Origin of the sequence: Psychrobacillus sp. INOP01 (assembly GCF_018140925.1) — a bacterium.
Lineage (GTDB): Bacteria > Bacillota > Bacilli > Bacillales_A > Planococcaceae > Psychrobacillus.
This window is the reverse complement of the sequence record NZ_CP073315.1, coordinates 2,701,471-2,713,478: the sequence shown is the minus strand read 5'-3', so window position 1 is coordinate 2,713,478 and position 12,008 is coordinate 2,701,471. Positions and strand designations below refer to the sequence as shown.

Annotated in this window: 11 protein-coding genes; 8 read left to right on the top strand and 3 right to left on the bottom strand. The window is 36.1% G+C overall.

All coding sequences use genetic code 11. The features are described from left to right. The first annotated feature begins 52 nt into the window (after positions 1-52). A complete protein-coding gene (locus KD050_RS13610; RefSeq protein WP_211892882.1) occupies positions 53-373 on the top strand; it encodes a YflT domain-containing protein in 321 nt (106 codons plus the stop codon). A 110-nt stretch (positions 374-483) separates the two neighbouring features. Beyond that, the gene (locus KD050_RS13605; protein WP_211892881.1) at positions 484-2,622 is read left to right on the top strand and encodes a type IA DNA topoisomerase; all 2,139 of its coding nucleotides are present in this window, start codon (positions 484-486) and stop codon (positions 2,620-2,622) included. Between the two features lie 126 nt (positions 2,623-2,748). Here KD050_RS13605 and KD050_RS13600 read toward each other — a convergent pair whose 3' ends face one another. Beyond that, complete coding sequence (locus KD050_RS13600) at positions 2,749-3,768, bottom strand: DmpA family aminopeptidase (RefSeq protein WP_211896306.1); 1,020 nt, start codon at positions 3,766-3,768, stop codon at positions 2,749-2,751. A 35-nt stretch (positions 3,769-3,803) separates the two neighbouring features. Beyond that, entirely contained in the window at positions 3,804-5,192 is a 1,389-nt protein-coding gene (locus KD050_RS13595) for a bifunctional metallophosphatase/5'-nucleotidase (RefSeq protein WP_211892880.1), read from the bottom strand. Positions 5,193-5,329: 137 nt separating this feature from the next. On the opposite strand from KD050_RS13595, the gene KD050_RS13590 reads away from it, so the two are divergent. From KD050_RS13590 to KD050_RS13565, 6 genes are all read left to right on the top strand, one after another. Beyond that, positions 5,330-5,830, top strand: coding sequence for a TspO/MBR family protein (locus KD050_RS13590; RefSeq protein ID WP_211892879.1), 501 nt, complete (start codon positions 5,330-5,332; stop codon positions 5,828-5,830). A 344-nt stretch (positions 5,831-6,174) separates the two neighbouring features. Then, entirely contained in the window at positions 6,175-6,738 is a 564-nt protein-coding gene (locus KD050_RS13585) for a helix-turn-helix domain-containing protein (protein ID WP_211896305.1), read from the top strand. 211 nt (positions 6,739-6,949) lie between these two features. Next, complete coding sequence (locus tag KD050_RS13580) at positions 6,950-8,218, top strand: hydroxymethylglutaryl-CoA reductase, degradative (protein ID WP_211892878.1); 1,269 nt, start codon at positions 6,950-6,952, stop codon at positions 8,216-8,218. Between the two features lies 1 nt (position 8,219). Continuing rightward, positions 8,220-8,672 (top strand): hypothetical protein, encoded by a 453-nt coding sequence (locus KD050_RS13575; RefSeq protein WP_211892877.1) that lies wholly within the window; start codon positions 8,220-8,222, stop codon positions 8,670-8,672. Further along, complete coding sequence (locus KD050_RS13570; protein WP_211892876.1) at positions 8,669-10,024, top strand: tripartite tricarboxylate transporter permease; 1,356 nt, start codon at positions 8,669-8,671, stop codon at positions 10,022-10,024. The genes KD050_RS13575 and KD050_RS13570 overlap by 4 nt, the downstream gene beginning before the upstream one ends. Positions 10,025-10,043: 19 nt before the next feature. After that, positions 10,044-10,958 carry a hydroxymethylglutaryl-CoA lyase gene (locus KD050_RS13565; RefSeq protein ID WP_211892875.1) on the top strand — a complete coding sequence of 305 codons (915 nt, stop codon included), beginning with the start codon at positions 10,044-10,046 and terminating at the stop codon, positions 10,956-10,958. Between the two features lie 60 nt (positions 10,959-11,018). Here the strand turns inward: KD050_RS13565 and KD050_RS13560 are convergent, their stop codons facing one another. Further along, positions 11,019-11,969, bottom strand: a complete 951-nt coding sequence (locus KD050_RS13560) for a methyl-accepting chemotaxis protein (protein WP_211892874.1) — start codon at positions 11,967-11,969, stop codon at positions 11,019-11,021. Positions 11,970-12,008: the final 39 nt, after the last annotated feature.

Here is a 12,008-nt window from a genome sequence, read left to right as displayed (position 1 = left end):
ACCGGGTAAATATAAACTAGAACACACTACTAACAAAATGGAGGAATTATACATGACAGTCAAACTAACAGTTGAAAATGCAGTTCAAGCTAAACAAGAAATTGAAAAACTTGAGACACAAGGATACGTTCGAGACAATATTCATATTTTTGCCCATTTTAAAGAAAGAGCAGACGATATTAATGATGCTCTCGACACTTCTGATGTAGGTATGAAAGAACAAGGCTTTTTACAATCTATGAAAAACATGTTTACCTCTCGTGGTGATGAGCTTCGCAACAAAATGGAAGCAGCTGGTATCTCTAAACAAGAGGCAGAAGCAGCTGAGAAAGAATTAGACAACGGTAAATTAGTAATTATTGCTCATAACTGATGAATTGAATTACATCCCATTCCTTTATAGGAATGGGATTTTTATTTGTATTTTTTCATTTTCTAATGCACAATTATAGGAACGAATGTTTTAGGCGAAGAGGTGAAATGATGAAGCCTGTTATTTTAGCAGAAAAACCAAGTCAGGCAAAAGCATATGCAGATGCTTTTAAAGTAAAACGTCACGAAGGATACATAGAAATCAATCCGTGTCCTATTTTCCCAGAGGGAGCCTATATTACATGGGGAATTGGCCATCTCGTTGAACTAAAAGAACCAAAAGCATATGATCCAAAATGGAATAAATGGTCGTTAGCTAGTTTGCCTATTTTGCCACAAAGCTATGAATTTCAGATTGCCAAAGGAAAATTTAAACAGTTTTCCGTAGTAAAAAAATTGCTTAAGTCTACCGATACCGTTATTAATGCGTGTGACGTAGACCGCGAAGGATCAAATATCTTCTATAGCATATACAATCAAAGTGGAGCACGTGGTCAATCGATTAAACGCTTATGGATTAATTCCCTAGAGGTTGATGAAGTACTGAAGGGCTTCAGTAATCTACAGGATAATCGTAAGGATCTTCTATTATATGACGAAGCCAAAGCTCGTCAAATTAGTGATTGGTTAGTAGGTATGAACGGTTCTAGATTATATTCACTTTTGTTGCAGGAACAAGGTATTAAAGAGGTATTTCCTATTGGACGGGTCCAATCACCGACTATATTCTTGATTTACCAGCGTCAAAGAGAAATCGAACAATTTGTATCGGAGCCCTTTTATGAGATAGAAGCTACTTTCCAGGCAGAAAAAGGAGAATACAAAGGAAAAGCAAAAGCTAAGGAACCTAAAAGAGAAATGATTCAAGAGCTCCTTTCTCAACATCATATTCAGCCTAACTCTCCGGGTGTAATTACTTCGATCGAAAAAATCGATAAACGAATACCACCACCTCAGCTCCATTCTCTGTCGACATTACAAGCAACTGCCAATCGATTATGGAAAACGAGCCCTGCAGATGTACTTAAAACAATGCAGGGTCTTTATGAGAAAAAGTTAGTCTCTTACCCACGAACGGATGCAAGACATATTACACCAAACGAATTTTCCTATATAGCGGATCAGGTTTCGGCTTATCAGCAAATTATTGGTCTTCCTTTTAATGTTGCTTCACTTGCTCCTAAAAAACGATATGTCGATAGCTCGAAAGTACAAGAGCATTATGCCATTATTCCAACTAAGAAGCTCCCGACAGCTGCAAAATTAGCAGGACTTTCAAGAATTGAACGAAACCTTTACGAGGAAATTGTCCGCTCTACTTTGGCGATGTTCCATACCGACTACTTATATACAGAGACAAAGGTTACAACAGATGTGAATGGTATGGCCTTTTTCACTACCGGAAAAATGGAGCGAGATCAAGGATGGAAAGCATTATTTCCCCGCTCAACTAAGGATAAAGAAGAACAGCCTCTGCCTTCCTTACGAGAACAGGAAAAGGTAGAGAGCGATATTCGCATTAAAGAAGGAAAAACAATGCCTCCGAAGCCATATACAGAAGGACAGCTCATCGCTATGATGAAAACCTGCGGAAAGCTTGTGGAGGATAAACTTGAAACTGAAATTTTAAAAGAAGTAGAGGGTCTTGGTACCGAAGCAACTCGAAGCGGAATTATCGAAACGATTAAACGTCATGGTTATATTAACGTAACGAAAAATATTGTTTCCATAACAGATAAAGGCCGTGTCCTCTGTCAGGCAATTGAGGGTAATCTTCTCGCCAGTCCATCTATGACCGCTAAATGGGAAACCTATTTACGTAAAATCGGTAACGGCGAAGGCTCAATGGATCGTTTTTTAGGTAGTATTGCAAAGTTTATCCAGAGCTTGATGGACGAGGTACCGAATCAATTAAAAACAAAACAAATTGATATAAAGCTAGCACCTCGGGCATCAAAATATGATTCTAAATTCAAAAGAGATCCTATTGTAACGTGCCCGAAATGTCAAAAAGGCTCCATAATTGCACATAAAAGTTTCTATGGTTGCACAGAATACAAAAATGGCTGTACACAGACATTTAATGGGTACTTTTTAAAGAAAAAAATAACACCTAGCCAAATAAAGTTGCTTTGTACAAAAGGTAAAACAAATCTTATTAAAGGATTTGAAGCAGAAAATGGTCAAAAATTTGATGCCAGCTTAACATTTGTTGAAGGTAAAATAAAATTGGAGTTTAAAAAAGACTAATTCTTTCTGTTTTCGATTATCGTTTGGCATTGATCGATTTTATCAAAGACTTGTTTAGCGATTCCACTTTATCAAGGCTATATATATCGAAAAGGTTGATCTCCATTGTGAAGATCAACCTTTGTTTTATTCGAATGGATACGCATGAACGATAGTTCCATTTCGCCCTGTTGTAGTTACAGCCTGTGACAAAGAATTTAAAATAGCCTCTTCCGTAACTTCTGCCACTCCTTGGAATAAGTCGTTCATAATAGGGTGATCATCTCGTAATAACTGCCTTATTTCCACACTTTCTTTAGAACTATGCTGTATTTGATGCGCAGTCGAAAAAGCAATGACAATATCACCACTTCCATTACTAAAATGGCTACCAGTTCTACCTAGTCCCACCCCACATCGTTTAGCAAGTCGTGAAAGCTGTCTATTACTTAATGGTGCATCTGTTGCCAAAACAATCATAATAGATCCATCTGCAGGCTTTGGAAAGTGAGGGGTGTTTCCTTTTTCATTTACCTGATACCGAGAAGCTTGGAATTCCTCTTTTCTTCCAAAGTTGCTAAGCACCATACAACCGATGGTATAGACTGTATCACTCTCCTGAATAATACGTGAGGAGGAACCGATACCTCCTTTATATCCAAAGCAAATCATCCCTTTACCCGCACCAACTGCTCCCTCCGGTGATGTTTCGGACGAAGCACTCTGGATACACTCAATCGCATGCTTCGGTTGGACTGGGAGCTTGCGAATTGAGTTTAAACGACTGTCATTGCACTCCCCTACTACTATATTAATAGTTCCCGTAGAATCCCCTATTTCAGGGTTTCTTTCTAGCATATACTCAAGAGTCCCTTGAGAAACTGCTGGAATGCCAAATGTATTCGTCAGCATGATAGGAGATTCAATTAGCCCGAGCTCATTCACTTGTACAAGACCGGTTGTTTTTCCGAAACCGTTTAAGATGTAACTTGCTCCAATTACTTTCTGTTGAAATAAGTTATCTCCATGCGGCAAGATTGCTGTTACTCCAGTACAAGCATATTCTCCTTCACTAAGTGGACTGTCTAATGTAATATGTCCAACCTTCACACCTTGAACATCCGTTATACAGTTCTTTTTCCCAACAGGGAATCTTCCTATTGTCATACCCCGTTGTCTAATTTTTTTAGGCTCCACGTTTTCTATCCCCTTATTTTAGAAACTTCTTTCCATTTATGAATAAAAGATTCCTCGCAAAAGTCTTGTTTTTCCCCATATAATCGCAGAACATCTTTTATTTCTTCAGCTAAATATTTTTCATTTCTATTGTTCGCAAGTGAGGGATATCCAGACCCCCTTTGTAAATAGTCGGAGCTGCCGACTAGGTACCATCTTTCCTCTTCTAATAATTCCCCATTTACATAGATTGCATGAATATTCTTCCCATCATGTTCTATTTGAAGTCCCGAAACATGCAACCTACCTACAAATCTCCCTCTAAATCCTGGACCTCTTCCATCTGCCAAGCATATTTGCGCATCTAATGACTGCTCCAGTGCTTCCTTTAAATGCTTACCTTGAATCTCAAAGGAAGTTGGATTTAATGGAGAAGGACATATCTCAATTAGCTTTTTTTGTGTCATTTCATGAAATATTCCCGCATTACAAATACCGCTATTGATAAGACCAATTTCTGATCCCAACATATCCTTCAAACCTTCAGCTATTAAATTGGAAATTGGGTTTTCCTCCACAACGTCATGCCATAAAGGATTTTCTACTGTATACAAAGGTTTACTTAATGCTTCTATAGCTCTTTCTTTATTTAACCTTAGAATAGATTCTATTTGTTCATTCCCTTTTATATCCGCTGTAGAAATAGTCTCTGAATGGACAAGATGTACTTTACCACCCTGTATTTCAAACTCCATAATACCTACATGCTCCCCATAATTACCTGCGCTATTCATAATTGTTTTATCAATAATCTTTGCTTGCTCAAATAATTTGTGATCATGTGCAGAAATAATAATATCAATCTCTTTAATCTCTTCGGCAAGAGGTTCATCAGCAAAGGTGCCGACATGGCTAAGTAATATACAAATGTCATACTTCCCTTTATTATTCCGGATTTCGTCTTTTATAGCTTTAGAATAATCGGTCATATGAATGCCTAATCCATCATTAAATACTCCCATATCAGGGGAAGATCCTGTAATGAAAATTCGGAGTCCATTTTTTTCTAAAATAACACTAGATTTAACTCCATTTATATTGGATCGATCTTTTTTAAACAAATTATTGCTTATAAAAGGAATAGGGCTGTTACTCGCCATATGCTCTAATGTGTCTATCCCATTGAACATCTCGTTGTTACCAATCGTTATTGCATCGTATCCTGCAGCTTCCAATAACTCTATTGCAGCTATACCTCTAGTACCTTGGAGCTCAATACTTTTAAAATCAGCAAAATCTCCTCCGTCTAAAATAATCGTATTTTCGTCTTTATGTTGATTGATTAAAGTAACTACTTTTTTATAGTTTTCAAAATTACTATGTACGTCATTTGTATGAATTATTTTAATTTTCATTTATACGCTCCTAGTCTATATATTAACTTGATAATTATACCATATTCTCATTTTTCAAATTATTTTATTTTAAACAAAATAGAGTATTTCGAGAAGTATAGGGAATGTAATAATAAATAGTGTTGGGAGGTTGTTAAATGGAAACACTACAAGTAAATGGTCGTATAAACAAAAAAAAATTAGCACTTAGTATTCTTATACCAGTAATCGGTGGCTCTGTTACTGGTTGGATTGCCAATAAAAATGCGCAAGAGAAATACAAAAAACTAAAACAGCCCTCATTCTCGCCACCTGGTGCTGTTTTTCCAGTCGTTTGGACCGCTCTTTACGCAACAATGGGAATCGCTAAATACCGTGTAGACCTAAAGACGAAAAATAAGAGGAAAGATTCTTCACCTGCTGTTCCCTTATATGACTTACAATTAGGATTGAATTTTTTATGGTCTTTTCTATTTTTCCGTTGGGGATTACGTGGAACTGCGCTTGTAGAAATTAGCCTTATGCTAGCATGTATTGCGTTAACGGCATACGAGTTTCAACAAGTCGATAAAACTGCAGGAGCACTAATGATTCCATATGTAGGATGGGTTGCTTTTGCATTGGGTCTTAATTATGCTGTTTGGAAATTGAATAAATAAATTCTTAAGAAACGTAATACTTGTATTTTCTCTTTCTTTTTGACTCGACTAATTTGTCAGAACACCATATAAGATTCTGGAGTAGTGGTCCCGACTAACATCAAGCCAAGATCTCTACTCTTTTTTTCGTCTATAAATATTCGAAGAAATTCCTTTTAATAAACTGATTTACTTGCTCTCAAATTTTATTTCCTTACTTTTTAGTAGTAATCGTAAAGTAAATGAATAATTTACAACTACACAGCCATCCAGTGAAAATGTACCTGTGAGAGAATTACAAATGAGAGAAATTAATGTATTATATGATTATTAAAGGCAAGTAAACTAATTAGGAGGAGAGCCCAATTTATCTTCAACATAGTATCGGAAAAAAAGTTAAGGAAGCTAGGCTAAACAAGAATCTAACTCAACAAGAACTAGCTGAAAGATGCAATCTTACTAAAAGTCATATTTCAAAAATAGAAAATGGTCAAGCCGCCCCAGCTGTAGCGACTCTATCTAAAATAGCACATGAGTTGGATACTCCTTTGTCTTGGTTTTTGGAATCCAATCTTCAAAATAAATTATCAATCGTTAAAAGCAATGAAAAAAAATTAAAAATCGGAAACAAAGAAATTGGCTATACTTATGAAGCTCTTGCAAATCGTCCTCGATTTAGTAAAGTAGAACCAGTTATAGTTACCGTCTTACCTGAAGCTGAATATGTAGAACCATTTACTCATAGTGAAGACGAGTTTATTTTTATTCTTAACGGGTCTATCAACCTGTATTATGATGGTGAGCTTCACTATTTAGAACAAGGTGATAGCGCTTATTTCGAAGGAAATACACCCCATATTTTTCTTTCTGCAGATAAGAGCAAAGAAGCTAAAGTCCTGACATTTTTTATACAAAATACTCCCCTTTAATTTGTATCTCAATAGAGGAACCAACCGTATTTTTGCCTTTCCCACCATTACTAATCCTCATTAATAATTATTTTTGCTAACATTTAAATTGATTTCATTTTCTGAATAAATTTTAAATTCGGTATTTACAAGTAATAATTATTAATGTATTTTTGTGTAATAGCATTCAACTAAGTTGAATGCTATTACACAAAAATAAGGGGTGTATGTTATGTCAAACACAAGAGTTCCAGGGTTTTATCGTTTATCACCTAAAGAAAGATTTGATATTGTTACGGAAGGACGCAATTTAACGGATGAACAATTAAAGTATTTATCTGGGGAGCATCCACTTTCGATGGATTTAGCAGATTCAATGATAGAAAACGTTATTGGACAAATGGGAATTCCACTAGGGATTGCAACCAATTTTAAAATTAATGGAAAAGATATGTTTATCCCTATGGCAACAGAAGAACCTTCTGTTGTAGCAGCCGCTAGTAATGCAGCAAAAGCAAGTTATGAACACGGTGGTTTTTTCACGTCAATGAGCGGAACAATCATGCGTGGACAAATTCAAGTACTAAATGTAGCAGATCCTTATGCTGCTAAAGCCAAGATTTTTGAGCATAAAGAAGAAATTTTGGCTGATTGTAATGTAAAAGATCCAACATTAGTTTCACTAGGTGGAGGGGCTAAGGATTTAGAGGTTCATATTATTCCAACAAACTCTCAAATAATGTTAGTAATTCATCTAATTGTTGATACAAAAGATGCAATGGGTGCAAATGCTGTTAACACAATGGCAGAAGCAGTTTCTCCGACTATCGAGACAATTACTGGTGGTAAAGTTGTATTAAGAATAATTTCAAATTTAGCAGATCGCAGATTAGTTCGTGCTAGAGCAATTTTCTCTACAGAGGCACTTGGTGGCAAAGAGATTGTCGATAACATTGTAAGCGCTTTCGAATTTGCGGATTATGATCCTTATCGGGCAACTACCCACAATAAAGGAATTATGAATGGTATTTCTGCTGTAGTTTTAGCAACTGGAAACGATACTCGTGCAGTAGAAGCTGGAGCACATGCCTATGCATCTATATCTGGTCAATATAAGTCTTTAACAAAATGGGAAATAAATGCAGATGGAAATTTATCCGGATCTATTGAGTTGCCAATGGCTGTTGGAATTGTTGGTGGAGCAACGAAAACGCATCCAGTTGCACAAGCTGCCCTTAAAATAATGGGAGCAAATTCTGCTGAGGAACTTGCAGGATGTATAGCTGCAGCAGGATTGGCACAGAATGCGGCTGCATTAAGGGCCTTATCTGCTGAAGGTATTCAAAGAGGTCACATGTCTTTACATGCAAGAAACTTAGCAGTAATGGCGGGTGCAAAAAGGGCTGATATAGATAGAATCGTCGTACAGGCCGTCAAAGAGAAAGACCTTAGATACGACCGTATCTTAGAAATAACTAAAGCAATTCAAAGAGGTGAATAGGATGGCAAATAACCATGAATCATCAGCTGCTGATTTTAAGGAGAATAAAAAAACAAAAACATATTTAGAGATACTTGGAGATACAATTCTACCAAATCAATTACTTTTCGCAGTTATATTAAGCGTAGGAATTAGTTTAGGAGGTTACAATATTGGTCTTTGGTTACTTCCTTCTATCGCAAGTGAAAGTATGGTGGCTTCTTATTCATTACTAATCGGTATTTTAGGAAGTGTTATCTCTTTAGTTCTTTGTTCCATTCTATTTAAACCAAAAAGAATATTAGTTGAAGAGGAAACCTCATCTGAAAGTATGAGACAAGTTTTCGAAGATTTACAATTAGATCCTCTGGAAGAATTAGAACTGATCGAAAACGATCCTATTACTAAAAGGGAATTGGAGGAATTAGGAGTTTTAAATAGTTTTCGGGCACTTGGAGAGGAGGATAAGAAATGAGTTTACTAGTTACAGCTATTTTATTTGCATTAATTGGTGCGATTGTCTTCTCTCTAATAGGATTAATCTCTGGTACCGATGAGACAGCTATTATGGTTCCACTTACTTTGTTAGTAATCCTTCTAGGTGCACCTCCAGCTGCTGTATTTTCATTTTTCATGGCAGCAGTTCTAGCAAAACATCTTACACATGCAGTTCCAACTGCATTAATGGGTATTCCCGGAGATACTACTGCTGTTCCATTAATAGACCATGCAACTACTTTGAGAAGAATGGGTATGCCCCATATTGCTCTTAGAAAGATGATTTCTGGTGGGATTATTGGTGCATTTATTGCGCTACCTACAGCTGTTTTGTTAGGTCAATTTTTAGGACAATTTGCTGACTTTTTTAAGTCATCAACAGGAATAATTTTTACACTTGCAGCTATTTTAATCGCCTTTTTCTCTAAAGGTAAATGGGTAAGTGTTTTAATGATTATTCCATTCGCTTTCTTTATTAAAAGTTTAGATTTGATGAGTTTTAGTATATTGGATAAGCATTTATCAATCAGTTTCTTCTTGGGAATTGCCATAGGTCCGATTTTCTGTGATCTTCTATTTGCCACTTCCTCTAGCGCTAAAAAGACTATTGAAAGAGATAAGCCTAAAGAATATCATCTAGCTCCTGAAACTAAATCATGGAAAGGATACTTCCCAAATCCTTTAAAAATTTTAACTGGAAGACAACAAATATTCACTTCAATTACAACTTTTATTTCTTCTCTTACTTTTGTTTTTAGTCCTGTAGGCATGACTTCCCTAATGGGTGAAATTGTCGGTTCCCGTACAAAAGGCGCATATAAGAAGTCTACAACTAGTTTAGCAGTGATGAATGGAGTAACAGAGTCAACGTATATCGCAGAAGTAATCATTCCATTAATAGCTTTTGGGATTCCACTAAGTCCTGTTGCTCTTGGCCCTGGCTCACCATTATTTAACGCACCACCAGTATTCACCGTCGACCCAATAAATAATCTACACACCTATTTAACTTCATGGGAATTTTTCCTTTATGGAGCAATAGGTCTTATTGTTGCTTCGTTAATCGCCTACCCTTTTTCTATGAACTATGCAAGAAAAGCTTCTGTTCTAGTTATGAAACTTGTAAGCCAAGAAGCTATTGTGGCGATGTTCATAGGACTTGCTTGTCTACTGGCTTTCCATGAAGCACAACTTGTTGGTGTTGTACTTACATTTACAGTAGCAGCTGTTGGTGGTCTTTTAAATCGAATTCTTGGAATTGGTGCCGGTGTACAATTTATGATTTTCTACGCATCTACCTGGATTATGATGACCCTCTTCGGGATATAAGTAAAAGGAGTTTTTTAATATGACAACACAAAGTCTTCCTAAAAGCGTAAGCATTAGAGAAGTTGGCCCACGTGATGGATTACAAAATGAAGCTAAATTTATTCCAACAGACGATAAAATACAATGGATAGACCACTTATCTAATTCGGGGTTAAATTATATAGAAGTAACTTCTTTTGTAAATCCTTCATGGATTCCCGCACTTTCGGATGCAGAGTATGTAACAAAACATATTAAGAAAAACCCAGATGTCACTTATGCCGCCCTTGTTCCAAATATAAAAGGATTATCGCGAGCATTGGAGAGTGGTATTGATGAAGTCGCTGTTTTTCTCTCTGCGAGTGAGACTCATAATAACAAAAATATTAATAAAACTATTTCAGAAACAGAGATTGTCTTATCTGAGGTTGTTAAAGAAAGTATTTCTAATAAGAAAACAGTTCGAGGATATATTTCAACAGTTTTCGGTTGCCCTTATGAAGGAAATATAGAAATTGATCAGGTAATTCGATTAGCGGATTCCCTGTTTGAAATGGGAATAAATGAATTATCATTAGGTGACACTATTGGAGTAGCCAATCCCTCTCAAGTTAAACTAGTATTAGAACAACTTCTAAAACGATATCCCGTTGAAAGCATCGCAATGCATTTTCACAATACCCGTGGAACTGCTTTAGCAAATGTGCTAGCTTCATTGGAGATGGGGATATCTAAATTCGATAGCTCTCTGGGTGGTTTAGGTGGATGTCCATACGCTCCGGGAGCATCTGGTAACTTGGCAACTGATGACTTAAATTATATGCTCACAAATATGGGGATTGAAACAAATATAGATCCCGACAAACTCAATACAGCCGCACTGTATATTCAAAGTAAACTACAAAAACCTTTAGATAGTTTTAGCGTGAAATACTATGAATCTCAACTAAAGTAATTAGGAAATAACTAACAAATTTAAACTACCAAGCATCAGGAGGCTGATGCTTGGTAGTTTTTACTTGGCTTGAAAACCTTTAACTTTATCAACAGCTTCTAAAAGCTTTTCAGTAACCACTTCTGATTCATCAATATGATTCATGAGAACAGCATTTGTATCGTCAAACAATTCGGTTGTCTTTTGAAACTTGTCTATAACATCTTCATTGGATACTTTTTGATGCTTAATGAAATCTAATAGTTCATTTACCTCTCCCTGAACATTCGTAATGATGCTCAACAGGGAATTTATTTGCTCAGTTGTTTCAGAGCTGGTTTTCATCCCTTCACTTACTAAATTCATATTGCTTATATTATCCTCATACGCTTTTGAAATTTGTTCTTGAATTTTTTTTGTAAGATCTGCAATATCTGCAGTACTCTCCTTCGTGCTTTCCGCGAGTTTACGGACCTCATCTGCTACAACCGAAAATCCTTTTCCATGCTCTCCCGCTCTTGCAGCTTCAATGGATGCGTTTAAAGCGAGTAAATTTGTTTGACTAGAAATATCACTAATCACTTTTACAATTTCTTCAATCTGCTTAGAACGTTCACTTAACTGATTCATACTTGCAGATGTTTTTCTAGATTGATCCCCTAAGTTATCGATAAGGTTTTCTACAGCGTGTACCGCTTCCTTACTATCCACTGATAACGTAACCATCTCATTCGATGAGGCAATTAGTGACTCACCTTTCGCCAGTGCTTCATCTGATATCTTATTTGAGTTTATCGTACTCTCTTCAACTCGTTTAAACTCTTTTAAGATTTCACCAACCATTTCCCCTAAAATAGCATGTTGGTTGTTTACTATGTCATGTTGACCAATAGTAGACACTAACTCTTTATGTAAATCATTTAAGAAAATTTGAAACTCATTATCTTTTTTATCCAATTTAGAATTTAATTCATCTATTTTTTGTTTGAATTGTTCTATATCCTCTTTTCGAGATTTGAATGCCGTTATCATTATTATTCACTCCAATTATCATTATTTTCACAAATTAAC

Bases quoted from the DNA above. Each gene is read 5' to 3' on its own strand.
- KD050_RS13565 (WP_211892875.1), top strand. From the start codon at position 10,044: ATGACAACACAAAGTCTTCCTAAAAGCGTAAGCATTAGAGAAGTTGGC.
- KD050_RS13590 (WP_211892879.1), top strand. From the start codon at position 5,330: ATGGAAACACTACAAGTAAATGGTCGTATAAACAAAAAAAAATTAGCA.
- KD050_RS13560 (WP_211892874.1), bottom strand. From the start codon at position 11,969: ATGATAACGGCATTCAAATCTCGAAAAGAGGATATAGAACAATTCAAA.
- KD050_RS13570 (WP_211892876.1), top strand. From the start codon at position 8,669: ATGAGTTTACTAGTTACAGCTATTTTATTTGCATTAATTGGTGCGATT.
- KD050_RS13595 (WP_211892880.1), bottom strand. From the start codon at position 5,192: ATGAAAATTAAAATAATTCATACAAATGACGTACATAGTAATTTTGAA.
- KD050_RS13605 (WP_211892881.1), top strand. From the start codon at position 484: ATGAAGCCTGTTATTTTAGCAGAAAAACCAAGTCAGGCAAAAGCATAT.
- KD050_RS13575 (WP_211892877.1), top strand. From the start codon at position 8,220: ATGGCAAATAACCATGAATCATCAGCTGCTGATTTTAAGGAGAATAAA.
- KD050_RS13600 (WP_211896306.1), bottom strand. From the start codon at position 3,768: ATGACAATAGGAAGATTCCCTGTTGGGAAAAAGAACTGTATAACGGAT.
- KD050_RS13580 (WP_211892878.1), top strand. From the start codon at position 6,950: ATGTCAAACACAAGAGTTCCAGGGTTTTATCGTTTATCACCTAAAGAA.
- KD050_RS13610 (WP_211892882.1), top strand. From the start codon at position 53: ATGACAGTCAAACTAACAGTTGAAAATGCAGTTCAAGCTAAACAAGAA.